The following is a 19,363-nucleotide window of genomic DNA, read 5'->3' as shown; positions in this document are numbered from 1 at the left end:
TTTTTCGATAATCACACAAAATCGACGCACGATTTTTGGACGTTTGGACAAGCCGCGTCAATGCCAATAGAGTGATGACTTTCTCAAATTGACAAATATCGCATCAAGACTGAGAAGCCCGGTTTCACTGACATTCAGACGCTACCAGACGAAATGGATAGCATCGCTTATCAGGAAAAAGCATCGGATCAGGCTTATTTATATAATTGGAAATCGTCTTTTAATGCGTATTTAAAGGCCCGATTAAAAATATATTTCCGAGTGCCTGTTTTCAAAAAATACAATCGGCCACTACGCAATTAATAGCACTGTTTACTCCATCGTTTCGTAATCTGATGAATGCACTTTTCTCATGCAAAGGCAGGACATGTCCTGCCCCTACGCAAATAGACATTTTCATCCTATTGTAAGGTCCAGATATGCCTGGACACTGGTGCGAGCATCAGAACTCGGCGTCACCAATAATCTCGGCTGCGGCGCGGAAAGCTTCCTGTGCAGCGGGAGCACCACAGTACGGCAAACTGTGTAACAGCACCGCCCGAATTTCCGCTGGCGTACAGCCGTTATTGAGCGCGCCACGAATATGCCCCTTGAGTTCGGTTGGGCTGCGCAGTGCGGTGAGCATGGCAATGGTGACCAGCGAGCGGACGTTGCGCGGCAGGTCGTCACGTTGCCAGGTGGAGCCCCAGGCGTGTTCGTTAATCCACTGCTGTAGCGGTTCTGTGAGTGGGATGGTGTTGTCCTGGGCTTTCTGAACGAAGGCTTCGCCCATCACTTCGGTACGAACCTGCAGGCCGTTAATTTTATCTTGTTCTGACATGTGCTGGTCTCCAGTGTGGTTGGTATCAGCGATCAAGCTACCAGCCTGGTGTTTGGAAACCAGCATTCTTTGGGAGGGTTTTATGGGGGTGGAATGGAAGGATGGCTATGTTGCCCTGATCGAGCAGTGATTCAGGATCCATACCGCTTAGCAGTATTCAACGCCGCATGGATTCCGGGGCAAGCCCGGAATGACGGATATTCAGTACCCATACCGCTCAGCAGTATTCAACGATGCATGGATTCCGGGGCAAGCCCGGAATGACGAATGACCGTCATCCTGAACGCGCAGCGATTCAGGATCCATGCAGCTCAGCAGTATTCACGCCGCCTGGATTCCGGGGCAGGCCCGGAAAATGGCAACGGGTGATTCTAGTGCCCACCCATCGAGCGGTAATGTTTGACGTTTTTGTGCTTTTTCTTCTGGCCTGCGAGATCCTTTTGCTCCTGCTCCAGCAGGTTCACCAGCTGCCGTTCTTCCACCAGCATTTGTTGCAGAAAGGCTTCCTGTTCCTGGGTGATGGTGATCAGTTCGGACACCCGGCCGAACCAGTCGCGCAGCATCTGGTCACGCTGTTGCAGCTTGTCGTCGATGTCCTTGCGTACGCCCTGCCGAATCAGTGATTGCAGCTCCAGCGACAACGCCCGAATCGCCTGAAAGTCTTCATCCATCTGCTGCCGAATAGTCGGCTTGTTTGCATCGGTCATATCACAATCAACTCTGCCTTGAGGGCACCCGCCTGTTTCATGGCTTCCAGAATCGCCATCAGGTCACCGGGGGCGGCACCAATTTCATTTACAGCCTTGATGATGTCGTCGAGGGTGACACCCGGGCCAAATTTGAACATCCGGCTCTCGCCGCCGTTATCTATCGTGATGTCGGTTTGCGGCACCACCACTGTCGCCCCATCAGCGAGTGGATTAGGCTGGGACACCTGAAAATCTTCTTTTACGGTCACCGTCATGCTGCCGTGGGTCACCGCCACCGGGTCGATGCGCACGTGCTGGCCCATCACAATAGTGCCGGTGCGGGAGTTAATCACGACCTTGGCGCGATCATCGCCAGTCTTGATTTCGAGGTTTTCAATAATCGACAGGTAAGCCACGCGCTGGCTGGTATCGCGCGGGGCGCTGACACGAATAGAGGTGGCATCGAGCGCTTCGGCAGTACCCGGGCCCAGCAGGTCGTTGATTTTTTCGACCATGGCGCGAGCAGTGGTGAAATCTGGCTGGTCAAGGTTGAACACCAGACTGTCGCCACGGGCAAAGTTATTTGGCACCGCCTGCTCGACTGAACCACCGTTAGGGATACGACCAACGCTCGGGACGTTGATGGTAATTCGTGAGCCGTCGTTGCCATCAACCCCCAGGCCGCCGACGACCAGGTTACCTTGAGCAACGGCGTAGGTGTTGCCATCGGCACCACGCAACGGGGTAAACAGCAACAGACCACCACGCAGACTCTTGGCGTTACCTAACGAGGATACAGTAACGTCAACCCGCTGGCCGGGTTTGGCAAACGGCGGCAATTCAGCCGTGACCGACACTGCAGCGACGTTCTTGAGCTTGGGGTCGGTGCCTTCCGGCAGCGTGATACCAAACTGCGCCATCATATTGGTGAAGGTCTGAGTGGTGAACGGAGCCTTGTCGCCAGTGCCATCCAACCCCACCACCAGGCCGTAGCCCACCAGCTGGTTGCTGCGCACACCGGCAATCGAGGTGATGTCCTTGATTCGCTCGGCGGTCGCGACGGTCGGAGCCAGCAGCATGACTGCCAGCAACCCCGCACAGCAGCCACGAGTCAAACGCGCTAAAAATTTCACAGGACACCTCACCTACAACGCCGGGCTTTTACTGCAAGCCGCAAATTCTGTTTAACGATAGCAGCCACCTGATGGCTACGCCGGGATTCTCAAATCAGAACGGCCACCAGGGCGAATTCAGAATCCGGTCACCCCAGCCCTGCTGGGTAGAGTTGTTCAGATTGCCGCGACCGCCGAAAGAGATTCGGGCATCGGCCACCTTGCTGGACGGCACGGTATTGTCTGGCGTGATGTCTTGCGGCCGGATCAGCCCAACGATACGAATAAACTCGTCACCGTCGCTCAGCGTCAGCCATTTTTCACCACGGATACGGAGGATGCCGTTGGGCAGCACTTCGGCAATCGACACACTCACCTGGCCCGACAGGCTGTTGGAACGGTCCGCCTCGCCCTTGCCGGTAAACTGCCGGTCTGAGCTGGTTTCTACACCCAGATTGAGGTTACGCAACCCCGGCGTTACACCCAATACCGTGCCGGCGCCCATGCTGTTGGTCGATGACTTGTCTGCCTTGGTCTGGGCCGATTTGCTCGACTGATATTGCTCGTCAAAAATCACCGTAATGATGTCTCCGACCCGCCGTGCCTGCTGGTCGGTGTATAGGCCGTTGGAATAATTGGCCTGAAACAGCGAGCCGGTCACGTTCGGTGGCGGCTGCAAGCTCTGGGCAGAAACCGGCGCAAAGTTCGGGTCGTTGGGAAACACATCGCGTTCCAGCGGCACCGAGGTGCAGCCGCTGGCCAGCAGCACAGCAGCCACCAGCCACAAGACCTTGATGTCAGCCGTGAGTGATTGCAACAGTCGCATGGGCCACCTCACCGGATTACACGTTCTGGGTCAGGAACTGCAGCATCTGATCGGCCGCAGAAACCACTTTGGAGTTCATTTCGTAGGAGCGCTGGACGGTGATCATTTTCACCAGCTCCTCCACCACTTCGACGTTGGAGTTTTCCAGCGCGCCCTGCTCCAGCGAGCCAAAACCCGCTTCACTCGGCACGCCGACTTGTGGCGCACCGCTGGCAGCGGTTTCAAGGAACAGGTTTCCACCGGTAGCCTGCAAGCCAGCCGGGTTGATAAAGTCGGTGGTTTCGATCTGGCCCAGATCAATCGGGGTTGGATCGTTCTGCAGCGTGGCCTGGACGATACCGTCACGGCTGATGGTGACTTCGTTGGCCTGATCGGGAATGGTGATCTGTGGCTCCAGCGGGTAGCCGTTGACGTTCACCACAGTGCCTTCGTCATTGATATGGAAAGTACCGTCGCGGGTGTAGCCAATATTGCCGTCTGGCAGCTGAATCTGGAAAAAGCCGCGACCGTTAATCGCCACGTCTAACGGCTGGTCAGTGAGCTGCAGTGAGCCTTCGGTAAATACCTTCTGGGTGCCAGCGGTACGCACCCCGGTCCCCAGCTGCAGGCCAGACGGCAAACGAGTGTCGGCGGAGCTATTGGCTCCGGGCTGACGGTCGATTTGATACAGCAGATCTTCAAATACCGGCCGGTCTTTCTTGAAACCGGTGGTGGCAACGTTGGCCAGGTTGTTGGACGTGGTGCTGAGCGCCAGATCCTGTGCTTCCAGCCCGGTTTTACTGATCCAGAGTGCGTTCATCATAATGGCTTACCTCGCTTGGCTGGGCTTACTGGCCTTGCAGCAACTGGGTGGTTGCCGCCGCGTTTTCATCAACATTTTTCATGAGTTTTACCTGCATCTCGTACTGACGGTTCAGTGCGATCAGGTCGGTCAGTTCGCTAACAGCGTTAACGTTACTGCCTTCAATAAAACCGTTTACCAGGGTCACGTTCGGGTCGGCCTGAGCCGGTGGCGTAGCCGGATCACGGAACCGGAACAGGCCGTCTTCGCCTTTTTCCAGCTGTTTGTAGTCCGGGTTCACCAGCTTCATCTGTACCGGTTCGGCAACCCCGACCGGCTGTTCACCGGCTGGCTGAATGGTAACGATACCAGCACGGCTGACTTCAATAGCGGTGTAAGGCTCCAGCACAATCGGGCCTCCCTCGCCAATCATTTGCAGGCCCTGGCCATTGAGCAAACGGCCATCCGGGTCGACGCTGAGATCACCAGCGCGGGTATAGGCTTCCTGACCATCCGGGCCGACTACCGCAAACCAGCCTTCGCCTTCCAGCGCGACGTCCATACGGCGGCCGGTTTCCATTAATGGTCCTTCGCGGAAATCACTGGCAGGCCGCTCGGTCAATGCGTAGGCACGGGTCGGAAAATGCTCGCCGAAAACTCCCATCGCCCGGCTCTGGGTGTAGTCCGACCGAAAGCCCGTGGTGCTGGCGTTGGCCAGGTTGTTGGCGTGTGCCGCCTGACCATAGGTGTTCTGCTTGGCGCCAGACATGGCGATGTACAGTGCCCTATCCATTCTTCCTCCCGCGCAGCGCAAAAGGCGGCTGCTCTTGTGATTCCTGCAGGTGATTTACCTGCCTTTGGATGGAATAAAGCAGTAGTCGTGCCAGTTATATTTTTCGTATGTTTTTCAATAGGTTGACTGAATTTTGGCGGGATTTTGAAAATCAAAAGTCAAAATAGCGGCACGGTATTGCCGCTATTTCGTGGGTTGCAGAAGACGGGATTTTGACTGGCTTGTTGGGCACGGCCCAACCGGGTGATACAGGGGAGTTTATTCCGTAGGGTCCAGGCATGCCTGGACAACAGCCTTTGGTATCATCACCGTGGCGTCGGGACATGTCCCGACCCCACACCCACGCTGTTGCGTGGTAATGCCAAACGGGTGATACAGGGGAGTTTATTCCGTAGGGTCCAGGCATGCCTGGACAACAGCCTTTGGTGTCATCACCGTGGCTGTCGGGACATGTCCCGACCCTACACCCGCGCTCTTGCGTGGTAATGCCAAACGAGCAGGATGGGCCATGCCCATCACAACGCGGTTAATCCAGAAACTTCTGCCAGAACAGCGCATGACCGGCAGCCGGGTCGAGTTCGTAACCGGCAAAGCCAAATTTCTGGTAGGCGTTTTTGGCAACGTCATTGTTGGACAGTACTTCCAGCGTCACCTTGCAGCAGCCTTGTTCACGAGCCAGATCTTCCACCACTTGCAGCAGCTTCTGGCTGAGTCCAAGGCCTCGGAAGCTTTTCTTCACAGTGATGTCGTGGATATTGAGGATCGGTTTGGCCTTAAAGGTAGAAAATGCGCCGAACACGTTAACCAAACCAGCTGGCTGGCCGTCGACCCAGGCAATCCAGCTGTAGGCATGGCTGATGGCTGAGAGGCGCTGCGGTAACTGGCGGCAAACTTCTGCCGTCAGCGGTTCACCACCGCCCATTGGGTCTATAGCGTAGTCGTTAAGCAGTTCGACCAGTGCAGCGGCTTGTTGTGGATCGTTGTAATCAACCTTGCGAATGTCGATAACAGGTGAGGTGGAATTGGCAGACATACGGGCTCCTTGATTAGCCGTTCAGGGTAACCTGAAGACCGTCTTGCTGCCAATTAGCGTGTTTATCAGGACATCTCCTGACCCTACGCAGATAGATATATTCATCATATTGGCAGGGCCATATGTCATGCCCCTGCGAACCGGTGATTTGTAGGGTCCAGGCATGCCTGGACTACCCCCTCACAGGCCTCATCAGATATTCAGAATCGCCTGGGTTACCTGGTCTGCGGTTTCAATGGTTTTGGCGTTGGCCTGGAAGTTACGCTGGGCAATGATCAGCTGCACCAGCTCTTCTGACAGGTCGACGTTGGAGTCTTCCAGCGCGGCTGACTGAATCTGGCCCAGCGACGCGGTATTCGGCTCACCGATGGTGGCAGAACCCGAGGCGTAGCTTTCAGCCCAGGCAGTATCCCCAATTGGGGTCAGGCCATCCGGGTTGACGAAGTCTGCCAGCGCCACCTGACCCAGCGTCTGGGATTGGCCGTTGCTGAACTGGGCGAAAATAACGCCATCCTGGTCAATCTCCAGACCAGTCAGACGACCAGTGGTGTAACCATCCTGATCAACCCGGTTAACCGCGAAGTCGCTGCCGTACAGTGTGGTGCCAGCTAGGGTGATCTGATAGTTGGAGCTGTTGGGCGGCGTGGTCAGCGGCAGGCCGCCTTCCAGTACGTTCATTGAGCCCAGCGCGCCATTACGATCGCCATTCTCATCTACCGGGTCCCAGTTGGTGATGTACATTTCGCCGGTGGCAGCTTCGTCGATGGTGCCATCCTGGTTGAAGTAGATAGTGAAGCGCGCCTGGGTTGGTTCCTGGTTGGCCGGGTAATCCAGGGTGTAATCCGGGTCGCCAACGTTTTCGCCATCCACGGTGACGTACATGGCCCATTCGTTACCGGAAGCCGCTTCGGTAGACGGCTCATGGACGAAGTATTGGGTCATTACGTGGGCGTTACCCTGGCTGTCGTAGATATTGATCGAGGTCGCGTGGTTGTAGGTCGACGAGTCAGTTGGATCGAACACGTTCAAGGCGTAATCGGTGAACTCGGTTTCATCCAGGTTGCCGAAAATACCAGTCACGGATGGGCTTGGGTCGGTCAACGTGTAGCCTTCGTTCAGCACGATATTCACGGTACCACCAATAGTGGCGGCACGATCAGCGGAGCTGCTGCCACCCAGTACAGACTGGCCGGAGTTCTCGGAACCCATCAGCACCAGCGAGTCGGTGTCCACCGTTGAGTCGATCTCGATATTGATATCACGGCCGGTGCGGCTGCTGATTTCCAGATCCCCATCGGTATTCAGTTCGGCACTGAATCCTGGCAGCGAGGTAGTGGCGTAGCCGTTGATTTCCTCCACCAGACCTTCCAGCGTGGTTGAGGTCAGCGTCTGGCCATTCAGCGTAATGGTCATCTCACCAGTTGGGCTGTTGTAGCCTGCGGCGGTAATGGTTGCGGTGGTGCTGGCCGACGCAGTAATGCCGGGTTCATCGTTCAGCAAGGCGACAATTTCGTTGGCTTCGCTGTATTCCGGAATGGTGATCAGGGTTTCGTTACCGTCCGGGTCCACCAGGGTCACAGTGGTTTCCGGGTAACCGTTATTGACTCCTTCAACACCGCCCACCATCAGGGTGCTATCAGAAGCGTCAACCTGCAGCAGTGCGTACAGATCTGCTACGTCGAGGTCAGCACCGCTGGCCGTGACGTTAGTGATGCTGATGGTGGAATCTTCACCTTCGACGGTAGCGCGCAGCTCCAGCTGATACTGGGCCGGAGTTGTCGCAGGTTCTACTTCAGCAGCATAGGCCAAAACACCGATGTAATCATCGCTGGACTGGCTGTTGAGCTGGGCGTTAATCGCGGATGCCAGTTCCTGTACCGAGTTGATTTCCTGATCCAGTGAAATCAGTACCGAACCACTGCGGCCTTCGGTGTCTGGTGATGGCACAGTCAGGTTGATACGGAAGCTGTTGGTGCGGTCGATCTCGTCTACCCCACTCACTTCATACAGGCTGTCCAGCCCCAGCAGCGACACCGCCTGCGGCTCGGTGGTCGTAGACGCAATGCTGATGCCTTCGCCGGAACCTGTGTTCAGGTTGGTGAATACCAGCTGACCGCCAACGGCTTCAACACTGACCTTGTCGGCCAGACCACTGGTGCCAATGTAGGTGTCAATCTGATCCTGAATCTCACTCGCCAGGTCGCTCAGGCTGGCATAGGTACCGGTTGGAATAATGATGGTGTAAGGGCCAGCACCGTTGCCGGTGTCACTGGTGACTTCCAGGGTGAATTCGTTGTTGGCTTCAATCGGCGCAACACCAGCGTCGTAACGAGCAGATGAGGAGAAGCCGAGATCGTCCAGGTTCATGCCGACAGAGCCAGACTGGTTATTGGCCAGCTGCACATAATCACCGGCACTGGCCGGTGCCTGCACGTCGAAGGTCAGGTAACCACCAACGTTGGAGACAACCACATCCGGCGTGGTGGTCAGGGTGGCAATCTGGGTGTTGATTTCACTGACCAACTCAGTAGCGGAAATACTGGTGAAATCGGTTGGTGCGGCAGACTGCCAGTCGGCTTCAGAAATACGAATGCCGTAGGTCGAACCATTGCCAGTAGCAACGGTAAAGGCCAGTACATTGCCGTTGGCAGTGCTGAAGTCCTGCGCCAGATAAACGCCATCACCAGTCAGTGACGCGTATTCCCCCGGGTCTGCAGATACAATTTCCAGTGGCGGAGTTGAAGTAGTCCGTGTGGTGGTTGATGTGCCCGGTTCGCTCGACAGATCAATGCTGATCGGCGTGTTGCCGACAAACAGCAGTTCACCGGCGGTGCCGTCTACCACGCCGGTATTGGTACCAAAGGTAGTGTCCCAGTCGGTGGTGCTGCTGATGGTAAAGGTGCTGCCGTCGGTGGCGGCATAACCGGCACGCTCAATCACCAGCTCACCGGAAGTGCCCTGGCTGGCAACAAATTGCTGTGAACCAAAGGTGCTGTTAAGGGCGCTCTGCACATCACTGAGCACGTTGGCGACGGTGGAACCGGCAGCAACGCCGGTAAGGGTCACGGTTTGGGCTCCATTGCCGTCGTTGGCATCAATATCCATGGTAATGGATGCATAACCTGTGGTGGCTACGGTGGACAGGTCAGTCGCAAAAGCCAGCTCTGCCGGAGTGCCGCCGGTCATTGGCTGACCAGCCGGATACAGGGTGGTCGTGGTGGATTCCGGCAAACCGGTATCCACCACACCGACTGCCAGACCCGTAGTCGATACCGTAGAGCCGATTTCCTGCAGCACAGGTTCACTGGCATCGATGTTCATCGAACCTTCCACCAATTCAGTCTGGTGCGGTGCCTGGCTGCTGACTTCAATCGTCAGATCCTGCAGCACACCACCGATTTCGCCGTTTTCGTCAGCGGCAAAACCTTGCAGGTGAGCGCCATTATTGGCGACGACGTTGCCGTCTTTATCCAGCGAGAAGATACCGGAACGGGTGTAGCTGAGGGTGTCATTGCTGCTCAGCACAAAAAAGCCGGTGCCATCGATAGCCAGGTCGAGGGTATTGTCAGTCGAGCTGATGCTGCCCTGGGTAAATTCCTGGGCAATATCTGCTACCGAAACACCGCTACCCACTTTGGCTCGGCCGCTGCCCAGCAGCGAGTTGGTGTAGACGTCGCCGAACTCGGTCCGCGACTCTTTGAAGCCGGACGTACTGGCGTTGGCGATGTTGTTACCAGTAACCGAAAGGTCTGTAGATGCCGCGTTCAGACCGCTCAAACCAATGTTAAATGACATAACCTGTTCCTCTCACTGATGGCACTGGGCCAATCACCTTTCGTCTACTGTTAATCTTCAAGAATCTGACTGATATCGGACAGGCCAGCGGTCTGGCCTCCGGTCAGGTTAAGGGTCACTGCGCCTGTCGAAGCCAGCGTGACGCTCTCAACCCGGGTGCTCATGTTCATCGCCATCTGCTCGGTACTGCCCGCCACGGTACCAGTCAGCACAAACTGATATTGGCCAGCATCGTACGGCGCCAGAATCGCGTTGCCGTTGCTATCGAGCAGCAGCTCACCATTGCTGTCGGTGAGGTACTCATCGCGATTGAGGTTGTTATTGGTGACCGCCTGGCCGTCCATGGTCAGGTTCAGACCATCCCACTGGACAGACAAGGCACCTTCGCTGTGGCTACCCAGATCGTATTGCTCCAGCAACTGACCAGCGCTGTTGTAAACCGTCATGGTCAGGTCGGTCGCACTGGCGTCCAGATTGGTAGATGCGCTCAGCACACCATCCTGACGCAGGCTACCAGTGGTGTTGCCGTCGATGATCACCGACTGCCCCACCATACTGGAGGCCTGCAATGCCGAGAACGACGAGAACTCGGACGAAATGGCTTCCACCGTACTGTTCAGATTATCGATCCCTTCGACGCTGGAGAACTGCGCCAGCTGGGCCACAAACGCCTGGTTGTCCATCGGATCAAGCGGGTTCTGGTTATTCAGCTGGGCAACCATCAGCTCCAGAAAGGCATCCTGACCCAACTCGTTAGAGGCCGTGCCAGTACCCGAACTGGTGTTGGTACGATACTGGTCCAACACGGAGGCTGAGGTTACGTCGGTGATCGCCATGGTGTTCTCCTTACTGTCCCAGCGTCAGTGTGCGGGTAAGCATTTGCTTGGCCGTTTTCATCACTTCAACGTTCATCTGATAACTGCGGGAGGACGACATCATGTCGGTCATCTCTTCCACCACGTTGACGTTGGGGTAATACACATAGCCATCTTCGTTGGCCATTGGGTGGTCGGGCTGAAAACGCGCCTGCAGCGGCGAGTCTTTCTCAACGATGCCCAGCACCTGCACGCCGACACCAATGTTGCTGTCGAGATCGCTGAACTGGTTGTCTTCATTAAGCTTCAGCTGCTCCTGCTTCATCACCGCAAACCAGGGCTTGCGAGCTCGGTAGGTTTCATCCACCGAGCTGGACGCACTTTCGGCGTTGGCAAGGTTGGACGCAGTGGTGTTCATTCGCACCGACTGGGCGCTCATACCGGAACCGGCAATATCAAATACGTTGGTCAGTGACATGATTATTCTCCCCGGATCGCGCCTTTGAGGCCCTTGAACTTGGCACTCAGAAATTCAAACGACGCGTTGTAGTCGAGACTGTTGCGGGCATACAACGCCTGCTCGATCTGCGAATCCACCGTGTTACCGTCGATCGCCGGTTGCATCGGATTGCGGTAGCTGAGGTCGTCCTCGATATAACCGTGACCGGCAATATGACCAGCAGCAGTGCGCTCCATCGCCAGACCGGTTTGCTGACTGGTGCCCACCTTGCTCTGCTCAACAGCGTTATCCAGCGCCGTACGGAAATCGAAATCCCGCGCCTTGAATCCGGGTGTATCCGAATTCGCCAGGTTATTGGCCAACACCTCAGCGCGCTTGCCACGCAACTGCAGTGCTTCATCGTGTACGCCCAGGGCGTTGGAAAAATTGATTGCCGCCATTGTCTGTCTCACGGTCACAGCTTCTGATGCAGTGACTACAGCAACCAGTGTGCCAAAAATAAATTTCTTTATTTATCAGTAGTTTATGGATTCAAGAGCGGCAAACCAGATTCAAAGCGGCAAGCTGCCGCTGGCAGGCAAACGGCAGATTGCCGCTGCGCGAGGAAGAAGGAAGAAGGAAGAAGGAAGAAGGAAGAAGGAAGAAGGAAGAAGGAAGAAGGAAGAAGGAAGAAAAGCCGAACAGCAGGAAATCGGAATACACCAACCCGACCTCCCAACTCCGTAGGGTCACGGCATGCCGTGACAACAGCCGAACACCACTCCGGGCGAACCTGCAAATGCCAAACATGTAGGGTGCTATTAGCGAAGCGTAATACACCAACCACCCCAGCCTGACGCTATAGCCAGCTCTCGCAGGGCCACACGTCGTAGGGTCACGGGTTATCTACGGTAATCGCTGATTCCTGGATGCATCAAATTGGTATCGTATGAAAAAACGTATCCAGTAAACGTAGGTTTTCTCTGTTCTCAGGCTGTAGCCTCACGTGCGCATAAAGCGACGAATTCCGTTCAGAAACGGGCTGTAGACACCTTTCTCCTCTTGAATTAATACTGTACATATAGACAGCAAAATCAGGTATTGGAAAAATCAATGCGCGCTTTTCCGACAGGCTTGCGCGCTTTCCCTAGCGCTGATACGGTAAGGCATTGATACATGGAAGGTTATTGCGCAGGTTTACAGATTAATGCGCAACGCGAACCGGAGTTAATGCGCATGCTCGCTTTCTTAGAATGGACTGATCTAGAAATGGAATTTTATTCATATATTTCAGCTGATTATCGCACCTTTCCAGAAACTGGTTTACCCAGAAAGCGCGGATGCGCACTAATAAGCTGTTAGCCACTATAGCCCAATCGTTAAATTAAACCTCATTAACTGTTATAATGCTGAACTTTTATACTCCAAGCCAAGATAGAGTGAGTTAAAACATGACTAATACTTCAGAAGAACTAATGCTTAGAGATAAATCTACTGGACGTTGGATAAAACGTGTAGATGAAGATGTTAATTTAAGTAAAAATTTAGTTCCCGATACGTTAATTACAGTCAACAACAATATAATTAACTATACAGACACAAACAGAATAATAGAGAAAATTGTAGAGGTACGGAAAACATCGAGAATCGTTTTCTTGGAAGATAAATTTAATAAAGTGGTAGATAGCTTAGATAACTACCGAGCTTACAATGTCGGTATCGAAAAGGTGTTCAATGCATGCGAAGAGCATTCTAGTGAGTTTGATAATCGAATAAGATCTATTATAGGTGAATTTGATTATGGGTTTGGTTATAAAAATGATAATGAGCATTTACTGAACGTGTCTAGTACATATCTTAAAGTCCTATTTTCGTATATATATTCTTCTTTCATTCTTCACAAAGATAAAGTTAAGAATGAAACAGTCATATACACTAAGTTAGAATCTTTTAAGAGTTATCTTCAAGAAGTTATTGAGAGAATATTAATACCAACAAGATTTAGTCATGAGTTGGATTATCGTAATTCGATATACTCCAATATGATCTACGGAGATATGGACATAGACAATGTACGTTCACTTGTAAAGTTTGACCGTCGATTTAGTGATGAATTAGACTTGATTAAAAGTCACACGAAAACTTTGGTTGGAAATGATTACTGCTCGGATATTTCTGGGAGTTTTATGCGCTATTCCGAATATGATGAAAAGATTAAGTATGTTTCTGGTTTATACATACTTCTCTGTGATATTGATAACCTAATTAAAATTAGGCAAGAAATTCATAGCATAACTGATAAAACTATTTTTATTGAGTACGAGGCCAATCTAAATAACAAGGCGCTGCACACGGAAAAATAACTCGCTGCGCTCCTTATTTTCCGGTGAGCGCGGCGTTATAAGCCATACACGGAGAGGTTATGAACGGAGAACAAGAAAAACCAGGTGCTTTCCCTTATGTCATAGGTGGAGCTTCTTTTATTCCAGCTATCGGAATAATCTTTGGCATCATTGCCATCATTTGGGGCTTGGTAACAAAAAATCCTGGGGGTAAGAAACTGGCAATTATCGGTGCTTGCGGCATTGCCTTGAGTGTCATTCTATATGGTTCACTTTTTTATTTCGGCTTTGTCCAAAGAGATGGAGTATATGATGATCTTCGTGCCAAGCTAAGTAAAAACACAATCACATCTCTCGCGCAAGCCATTGAGTTTTATAAAACACAAAACGGAAACTATCCGGCTTCACTTGAAGTCCTGCGCGAATCACTTCCAGAAAATTCTATGGTGTTCGTTTATGACCCAGCACATGTTCAAATAGGCGACGAGCCACGTTATTACCACTATGATTTAAAAGACGATTCACATTACTACTTACTGGGAGTAGGCCCTGATGAGAAGCCATTTACAAACGATGATATTCTGCCAAATATTGAAGTAAAACCTAATGGTAATATTGGTTTTATAGTTCATGAAGGTAGCAAAAGTGGCTTATAAAATTCGCTCGTGTGGGGTGCTTAACCTCGATTCGGCTAACACCCCACAGATTGACGTTAGAAGGATTAAACTGTGATTTTTAAAATACTTTTACTTGTTGGTCTACTCCAGTTGTTATATCGAACTGAGAATCCATTGTTATGCTCTGGTGTCTATGGAGTTGCTGCACTCTTGCTGGGTTTGATATTCGGTGGCCAAATTTTAAGCGTTTTGATTATGTCCCTGATTGCCTTCGGACTAGCGACAGCGTATTTCTGGCTTTTGAATGAATATCGAGATGGCGTGGCTCATTGGGGTATCATGATTGGCGGTCTACTCATTGGAATCATTTGACATGCATTCTAACAAGCGGCCGTTGAGGCAACTGAAACGTGTGGAGGGACGCGTAAAAACACGTGCCCCAGGTCCGGGCATTAGGCAATAATAGATTCATAGGATTTAGAAAGTTTGTTGAGCTGGATTGTTTTTGGGTTGGTGGTCGTAACTTTTTTCGTATTTGGTGAGGTGCCCGGGTGGCGTGTGGTTGGGTTTTTTCAGATGCTATATTCAATTCGGGTTATGAGAGAGCGAAGAATAGGTGTCGGTATCAAGGGGTTTGATCCAAGTAGCTATGTAACCGGTAAGTCTGCCCTTGTCTTAGGTGCTTTATCTTTCATACCAGGTTTACTGTTGCTGTTAAGTCCCCACATCTTTTTGGAATTTTTTTCCAAAAATCCAAGCTAATATAATTATTCAACCAGGAGCTAGTGTGTTATCAATAATTGTTAACAAGGGCGCGGGGTCCTGTGCCTAACAAGGTACTCAAGAGATATTCGATGAAAGGGAAAAAATTTTTAATAGGAATCATTGCCGTACCAACCCTGCTGTTTTTGACACAATCAGCGATGATTTCTTATATGTTACTGGCTGGCTCTATAAGACCAGGTGATCGTATTTATGGTGATGGCGTAGCCCCTTCTTATCTTGGGTCGTACCTATCAACCATTGCAAGCTTTACTGTTTTAGTGCTGCTAATATATGCTAATTATCGGGTGGGAAAAAATTCTGCAAACTCAAGGTCATAACATGCCGCTCAAAGTTCAGCCGTGGCCTGGATTTCGCCCAGCCCCTGTTACGGGCATTATTGCAACAGGTAACATAATGAAGCGATTACTTTTCTTATTCGTTATTGCCGTATCTGCTTGCTCCTCAAATAGCATCATTACAGAGAAAGAACGGGAGTGGATACAGAAGCTCCAAATCTTTGATCCTGTTGGTAAGAGCAAAGAAGAACTTTTTAAATGGCAGAGTGACAATGGCGTTCCATTAAATTCTTTCCCACATTAAGGGGGAATAATTCTCGAAACTATAGAAGTAGATAATTCCATATGCGCAATGTGGCATATAATTATCGCTATTGAGACAGATACTAATGGGAAAGTAACGAATTATTCAATCAATAGTGCTGGTACATGCTTGTAAAAACTGCTGGCCATAACAAGGCGTTGTTGTCGGCTGCGACTGCCTTCCGCTGCGCTCCAGTCAGCCCTAAACCGAGGCGTTACTCGCTATGAAACGTATATTTCTACTTCTGACACTTTATCCGGCCTTACTAAATGCATCGGTCGACTTGGTTAAAGTAGTCAAGTCAGAAAACCGTATGATGCTGATGGAAGGAGGTCAGGTCGTAACTGAATATGATGTAGCATTTGGAGCGAACCCAAAGGGACATAAGTTCCAGGACGGTGACGAACGGACACCAGAAGGCCGATATACTCTGGATTACAAGAAAGAAGATTCGTCGTTCTATCGTTCTATGCATATCAGCTATCCCAATGCTGAAGATGTAGCAAAGGCGGATGAGCTTGGGGTATCTCCTGGCGGTTTTATCATGCTACATGGCCAGAAGAACGGTTTAGGATGGCTTTCATTCCTCTTTCAAAAGTTCAACTGGACTAACGGCTGCATTGCACTCACGAATAGTGACATGGATGATTTTATGGAGAGGGTAGATGTCGGCACTCCGATTGAAATCCAGTGGTAAGTGTACTAATAAGCAAAGGCAGGCTGGGATGGCTTCGCCGCCCCTGCTTTCAGTGCTAAGTGTAAGGAAGAGTATGAAGCATCTATTATGGATCGTTGTCTTGTTATCTGCTTTCGCACAAGCAGGTGACGAGAAAATTGCAATTTATCTCGATTTCGAAAAAGCTTACATGAGTAATAATGTATCTTCATTCTCTCCGTGGCTTGGTAAGGAATATAAAATCAGTCAAACTTTGCATATCCCAGGCATGGGGGCGGATACTCGGTCTGTTTCAAAACGCCAGTTATTGGCGTCGATGAAAGCTGTCGGAAAACCAAGCTCTATGCCACATTCTGCACCTGAAAATACAGTCATTGAATCTGTGGGTGGCAATAGCTTTTGTGCAAGTTCAACAACTCTAAAGAAAACCATCGTGGGTGGAGACAAATACGAAGAAAAGGAAGTTAGGAACGTTTGTTTTTCTCAAAATGGGTCAAAGTATTTAGCCACATCACACAATATTGATGTCTACTATCGTGCCCTGTAAACACTTAACAAGCGGCTCCAATGCGCCCCGTTTAGCCTGGCCAAATGTGATATATGGTTTTACCCCGTTATTACGGACACATCTAAAAATGTAGCAGATCAATTTATTGAAAAAATGGGGCTTATCAATAAGGTCGTTCCAAGCCCGGTGATATTATAGTTATAAAAAATCATTCAAATACAAGGGCCTGCCCCCTTCTTTAAGATGGCTCCGCGGCATTCGATTAACTAACGGATCATGATGTATTCCAAGCCCCACCCCCGCTGTTGGCTTCAACGTGAATATTACAGCTGACAGGCTGTCACCCGTCAGATTGCAGACTGTGATAGCAAAACCAGCTGTTCCCTACACGGTAAACTGAGCAAGTTCGCTATCCAGTTCATCACTGCTGTGGCTTAACTTGCGCATAAAGTCACTGCTCTGACGTGCATCCGCATTGGATTGCTGTGCCAGCGATGCGATGGTCTGCACCTTCGACGATACTTCCGTAATGGTCACCGTCTGCTGTTCTGTTGCCGTTGATATTTGTGTGATCAACATCGACAGCTCTGTCATTTGTTGACGAATTTCATCGAGCGATTCGCTGGCTCCTGCAGATTTGGTCATGCCGTCGCTGACTTCTCCGACGCAGCTTTCCATCAGGGTAAAACACTGATTAGTCTGGTTCTGAATCGTTCTTATCACGTCAGTAATTTCAGTGGTGGAATCTGCAGTACGTTGCGCCAGTGTGCGGACTTCATCCGCGACTACCGCGAAACCCCGGCCTTGTTCTCCCGCTCTGGCCGCTTCAATTGCCGCATTGAGCGCCAGCAAATTGGTTTGCTCAGAGATACCGGCAATCACTGACACAATATCGCCAATTTTACCTGCCTGTTCTTTTAACGAGGCAATGGACTCTGAGCTGGCCGAGACCCGCCCTGTGATTGCCTGCATACTGCTGACGGTCTCCTGTACGCGCTGTTCACCAAGCACCGCCAGCTTGCTGACTCGTTCAGCACTGTCAGCGGCACCTACGCAACTGGCGGCAATTTCCCGTGAAACCTGTGACATCTGCTCACTGGCAACAGCTACTTCGTCTGCCTGGCAGGCCGTTTTTTCTGAACTGCTGTTAATGACATCTGCGCTGCTACTGGTACGAATCACCAAATCCCGAATGGTGATGCCGTTATTTTTAATTCCTGAAATCATAATTTGCAGCCGTTCAATAAACTGGTCGACAAAGCGGGACAAATCCCCTATTTCGTCATCGCGGGAAAAGCCTGTACGTTTGGTCAGATCGCCATCTCCCATAGCGATATTGCGGATGCGTTCGGTGATTGCGATTAACGGCGACATAACCATTTTTCTTGTCATAACGGCGAGAAAACCTGCTATCAGGAGCCCGGCTATAAAAACGGTCGTCATCAGTAAATAGACTGAATCTACGGTACTTTCACTGGCGAGAACCTGCTCGTCGACCTTGCCGTCAGCAATTTCTTCAATATTTCCTAATAGCATCTTCAAATTGTCTGTTGACACCTGGTAGCCTGTATTTGACTGCATATAGGTTTTGTAATTTTGTATGACTTGTTCCAGCAAATCCCTGAATTGAGCAATTTGCTGGTTCAGCGCCTGTTCCTGGGACTGTCCGGGCACCGTGGTCGAGGGAGCGGTAAAAGCCCCGGTTTGCAACATGCCGCTTATGGCGTCGTCCATGAACGTCGAAGCCTGCTTTAATTGTTTTTCCATCAAGACGGGATATTCCCCTCTCAGAAGCCGTTCAAGCAGATAGAGTTGTTTTAATAGCCCAATGGTTGATTCCATACCACCATCAGCCGCCTCCCATTTAACACTCAGTCCGCTATTCCAGCTGATCATGGTGTCTGGATTGCTTTCCAGCACCTCCACAGCTCTATCGCCTTGTTCTTCGAGTTCTCCCAGCAAGGTCACTAATTCTGCAGTCACTCGCTGAAACTCCTTCCGGGATGTTGCAAACCGGTTGTAGTCAGAAATCAGGTTGTTTTCCCTGGCTTCCCTATCTGATTGGGCTTCACGTAATGATGCGAGCACATCCGTTGGTACAAGACTGCTCGCTTCAAGTCGGCTGCTTGCCTGTGCCACCGATTTTTTGCTCTGTTGATGCGCGGCTGTATCCAACGGTTTGCCTGCGAGCATCATTTCTATGTCGAGCATTTGCTTTTGCAATTCGATAGTCGTTTCCATTGCACCATCGGCGGAATCCCAGGCCGGGCCCACCACATAACCGAGCGAACTGCTGAGACGATGAATGCCATAAAAGCCGACTGCAGCAATCAAGATGATGGTGACGGCCATTAATCCAAGGCCCAATGATGCTTTGCTGGATAGTGTCATAGCGTAACTCCGTAAAAGGCATTCACTTCGATGGAAAGCGTCAGCACCCATGCATCGCGTATCTCGTTCAAACCAGAAGGATGCTGGATAAACTGAATATCCGGCTGCAGCATGAGCTGGTCATAACCGAACCCCAAATCAGCATCCAACAAAAAGCGAGACGTAAGACCCCTTTCCACCCCGCCGCTGACGACCTGAGAGTTATCGACCGCGATGTCGGCGAAGGGGATAAAAGTGTCTTCGGAAGCCTCTGCTGAACAGAAGACAGCAAGGGCAGATAACGATGCTGTAGAACCGGTGCGTAACAGCAGACTCATAGTGATGGCCTGATAATCTGGGGCTGATTATTAACGGTAGACAA

21 protein-coding genes are annotated in these 19,363 nt (G+C 51.2%); 7 read left to right on the top strand and 14 right to left on the bottom strand.

Features of this window, described 5'->3' with window-relative positions; translation table 11 throughout:
• Window positions 1-442: 442 nt before the first annotated feature.
• From K6123_RS04770 to K6123_RS04715, 12 genes are all read right to left on the bottom strand, one after another.
• Window positions 443-820 carry a carboxymuconolactone decarboxylase family protein gene (locus tag K6123_RS04770; RefSeq protein WP_221794698.1) on the bottom strand — a complete coding sequence of 126 codons (378 nt, stop codon included), beginning with the start codon at window positions 818-820 and terminating at the stop codon, window positions 443-445.
• Between the two features lie 371 nt (window positions 821-1,191).
• A complete protein-coding gene (locus K6123_RS04765) occupies window positions 1,192-1,527 on the bottom strand; it encodes a hypothetical protein (RefSeq protein ID WP_221794696.1) in 336 nt (111 codons plus the stop codon).
• Window positions 1,524-2,588, bottom strand: a complete 1,065-nt coding sequence (locus tag K6123_RS04760) for a flagellar basal body P-ring protein FlgI (RefSeq protein ID WP_221795580.1) — start codon at window positions 2,586-2,588, stop codon at window positions 1,524-1,526. Before K6123_RS04760 ends, K6123_RS04765 begins: the two co-directional genes overlap by 4 nt.
• 148 nt (window positions 2,589-2,736) lie before the next feature.
• Window positions 2,737-3,447, bottom strand: coding sequence for a flagellar basal body L-ring protein FlgH (flgH, locus tag K6123_RS04755; RefSeq protein ID WP_246624628.1), 711 nt, complete (start codon window positions 3,445-3,447; stop codon window positions 2,737-2,739).
• Window positions 3,448-3,463: 16 nt separating this feature from the next.
• Complete coding sequence (flgG, locus tag K6123_RS04750; RefSeq protein ID WP_221794694.1) at window positions 3,464-4,249, bottom strand: flagellar basal-body rod protein FlgG; 786 nt, start codon at window positions 4,247-4,249, stop codon at window positions 3,464-3,466.
• 25 nt (window positions 4,250-4,274) lie between these two features.
• Complete coding sequence (gene flgF, locus K6123_RS04745) at window positions 4,275-5,021, bottom strand: flagellar basal-body rod protein FlgF (protein WP_221794692.1); 747 nt, start codon at window positions 5,019-5,021, stop codon at window positions 4,275-4,277.
• Window positions 5,022-5,547: 526 nt separating this feature from the next.
• Window positions 5,548-6,054 (bottom strand): GNAT family N-acetyltransferase, encoded by a 507-nt coding sequence (locus K6123_RS04740; protein WP_221794690.1) that lies wholly within the window; start codon window positions 6,052-6,054, stop codon window positions 5,548-5,550.
• 192 nt (window positions 6,055-6,246) lie between these two features.
• Window positions 6,247-9,849 (bottom strand): flagellar hook-basal body complex protein, encoded by a 3,603-nt coding sequence (locus K6123_RS04735; protein ID WP_221794689.1) that lies wholly within the window; start codon window positions 9,847-9,849, stop codon window positions 6,247-6,249.
• A 50-nt stretch (window positions 9,850-9,899) separates the two neighbouring features.
• Window positions 9,900-10,685 (bottom strand): flagellar hook capping FlgD N-terminal domain-containing protein, encoded by a 786-nt coding sequence (locus K6123_RS04730; protein ID WP_221794686.1) that lies wholly within the window; start codon window positions 10,683-10,685, stop codon window positions 9,900-9,902.
• A gap of 10 nt (window positions 10,686-10,695) precedes the next feature.
• Entirely contained in the window at window positions 10,696-11,142 is a 447-nt protein-coding gene (flgC, locus tag K6123_RS04725; RefSeq protein ID WP_221794684.1) for a flagellar basal body rod protein FlgC, read from the bottom strand.
• A 2-nt stretch (window positions 11,143-11,144) separates the two neighbouring features.
• Entirely contained in the window at window positions 11,145-11,564 is a 420-nt protein-coding gene (gene flgB, locus K6123_RS04720) for a flagellar basal body rod protein FlgB (RefSeq protein WP_221794682.1), read from the bottom strand.
• A gap of 91 nt (window positions 11,565-11,655) precedes the next feature.
• Window positions 11,656-11,829: a hypothetical protein gene (locus tag K6123_RS04715; RefSeq protein ID WP_221794680.1), complete on the bottom strand. Its 174-nt coding sequence runs from the start codon at window positions 11,827-11,829 to the stop codon at window positions 11,656-11,658.
• Between the two features lie 725 nt (window positions 11,830-12,554).
• On the opposite strand from K6123_RS04715, the gene K6123_RS04710 reads away from it, so the two are divergent.
• The 7 genes from K6123_RS04710 to K6123_RS04680 all read left to right on the top strand — a co-directional run bounded on the left by K6123_RS04710 (window position 12,555) and on the right by K6123_RS04680 (window position 16,650).
• A complete protein-coding gene (locus K6123_RS04710) occupies window positions 12,555-13,466 on the top strand; it encodes a hypothetical protein (protein WP_221794678.1) in 912 nt (303 codons plus the stop codon).
• 59 nt (window positions 13,467-13,525) lie between these two features.
• On the top strand, window positions 13,526-14,101 hold the full coding sequence (locus K6123_RS04705) for a hypothetical protein (protein WP_221794676.1): 576 nt from the start codon (window positions 13,526-13,528) through the stop codon (window positions 14,099-14,101).
• A 72-nt stretch (window positions 14,102-14,173) separates the two neighbouring features.
• Entirely contained in the window at window positions 14,174-14,434 is a 261-nt protein-coding gene (locus tag K6123_RS04700; RefSeq protein ID WP_221794673.1) for a hypothetical protein, read from the top strand.
• Window positions 14,435-14,916: 482 nt separating this feature from the next.
• On the top strand, window positions 14,917-15,165 hold the full coding sequence (locus K6123_RS04695; protein ID WP_221794671.1) for a hypothetical protein: 249 nt from the start codon (window positions 14,917-14,919) through the stop codon (window positions 15,163-15,165).
• Between the two features lies 1 nt (window position 15,166).
• A complete protein-coding gene (locus tag K6123_RS04690; RefSeq protein ID WP_221794669.1) occupies window positions 15,167-15,427 on the top strand; it encodes a hypothetical protein in 261 nt (86 codons plus the stop codon).
• A gap of 223 nt (window positions 15,428-15,650) precedes the next feature.
• Window positions 15,651-16,124, top strand: a complete 474-nt coding sequence (locus tag K6123_RS04685) for a L,D-transpeptidase family protein (protein ID WP_221794667.1) — start codon at window positions 15,651-15,653, stop codon at window positions 16,122-16,124.
• A gap of 73 nt (window positions 16,125-16,197) precedes the next feature.
• Window positions 16,198-16,650: a hypothetical protein gene (locus K6123_RS04680; RefSeq protein WP_221794665.1), complete on the top strand. Its 453-nt coding sequence runs from the start codon at window positions 16,198-16,200 to the stop codon at window positions 16,648-16,650.
• 345 nt (window positions 16,651-16,995) lie between these two features.
• On the opposite strand, the gene K6123_RS04675 is transcribed toward K6123_RS04680, so the two are convergent.
• Window positions 16,996-19,002 (bottom strand): methyl-accepting chemotaxis protein, encoded by a 2,007-nt coding sequence (locus tag K6123_RS04675; protein ID WP_221794663.1) that lies wholly within the window; start codon window positions 19,000-19,002, stop codon window positions 16,996-16,998.
• Window positions 18,999-19,319, bottom strand: coding sequence for a carbohydrate porin (locus K6123_RS04670; RefSeq protein ID WP_221794661.1), 321 nt, complete (start codon window positions 19,317-19,319; stop codon window positions 18,999-19,001). The genes K6123_RS04675 and K6123_RS04670 overlap by 4 nt, the downstream gene beginning before the upstream one ends.
• Window positions 19,320-19,363 lie beyond the last annotated feature (44 nt).

This window comes from Oceanobacter mangrovi, assembly GCF_019740315.1.
GTDB lineage: Bacteria > Pseudomonadota > Gammaproteobacteria > Pseudomonadales > Oceanobacteraceae > Oceanobacter > Oceanobacter mangrovi.
The sequence above is the reverse complement of the archived record's forward strand: the minus strand, read 5'-3'. Positions and strand labels throughout refer to the sequence as shown.

Bases quoted from the DNA above. Each gene is read 5' to 3' on its own strand.
- K6123_RS04670 (WP_221794661.1), bottom strand. From the start codon at position 19,319: ATGAGTCTGCTGTTACGCACCGGTTCTACAGCATCGTTATCTGCCCTT.
- flgF (WP_221794692.1), bottom strand. From the start codon at position 5,021: ATGGATAGGGCACTGTACATCGCCATGTCTGGCGCCAAGCAGAACACC.
- K6123_RS04730 (WP_221794686.1), bottom strand. From the start codon at position 10,685: ATGGCGATCACCGACGTAACCTCAGCCTCCGTGTTGGACCAGTATCGT.
- K6123_RS04710 (WP_221794678.1), top strand. From the start codon at position 12,555: ATGACTAATACTTCAGAAGAACTAATGCTTAGAGATAAATCTACTGGA.
- K6123_RS04690 (WP_221794669.1), top strand. From the start codon at position 15,167: ATGCCGCTCAAAGTTCAGCCGTGGCCTGGATTTCGCCCAGCCCCTGTT.
- flgB (WP_221794682.1), bottom strand. From the start codon at position 11,564: ATGGCGGCAATCAATTTTTCCAACGCCCTGGGCGTACACGATGAAGCA.
- K6123_RS04765 (WP_221794696.1), bottom strand. From the start codon at position 1,527: ATGACCGATGCAAACAAGCCGACTATTCGGCAGCAGATGGATGAAGAC.
- K6123_RS04695 (WP_221794671.1), top strand. From the start codon at position 14,917: ATGAAAGGGAAAAAATTTTTAATAGGAATCATTGCCGTACCAACCCTG.
- flgC (WP_221794684.1), bottom strand. From the start codon at position 11,142: ATGTCACTGACCAACGTATTTGATATTGCCGGTTCCGGTATGAGCGCC.
- flgH (WP_246624628.1), bottom strand. From the start codon at position 3,447: ATGCGACTGTTGCAATCACTCACGGCTGACATCAAGGTCTTGTGGCTG.
- K6123_RS04675 (WP_221794663.1), bottom strand. From the start codon at position 19,002: ATGACACTATCCAGCAAAGCATCATTGGGCCTTGGATTAATGGCCGTC.
- K6123_RS04740 (WP_221794690.1), bottom strand. From the start codon at position 6,054: ATGTCTGCCAATTCCACCTCACCTGTTATCGACATTCGCAAGGTTGAT.
- flgG (WP_221794694.1), bottom strand. From the start codon at position 4,249: ATGATGAACGCACTCTGGATCAGTAAAACCGGGCTGGAAGCACAGGAT.
- K6123_RS04735 (WP_221794689.1), bottom strand. From the start codon at position 9,849: ATGTCATTTAACATTGGTTTGAGCGGTCTGAACGCGGCATCTACAGAC.
- K6123_RS04770 (WP_221794698.1), bottom strand. From the start codon at position 820: ATGTCAGAACAAGATAAAATTAACGGCCTGCAGGTTCGTACCGAAGTG.
- K6123_RS04680 (WP_221794665.1), top strand. From the start codon at position 16,198: ATGAAGCATCTATTATGGATCGTTGTCTTGTTATCTGCTTTCGCACAA.
- K6123_RS04760 (WP_221795580.1), bottom strand. From the start codon at position 2,588: ATGCTGCTGGCTCCGACCGTCGCGACCGCCGAGCGAATCAAGGACATC.
- K6123_RS04685 (WP_221794667.1), top strand. From the start codon at position 15,651: ATGAAACGTATATTTCTACTTCTGACACTTTATCCGGCCTTACTAAAT.
- K6123_RS04705 (WP_221794676.1), top strand. From the start codon at position 13,526: ATGAACGGAGAACAAGAAAAACCAGGTGCTTTCCCTTATGTCATAGGT.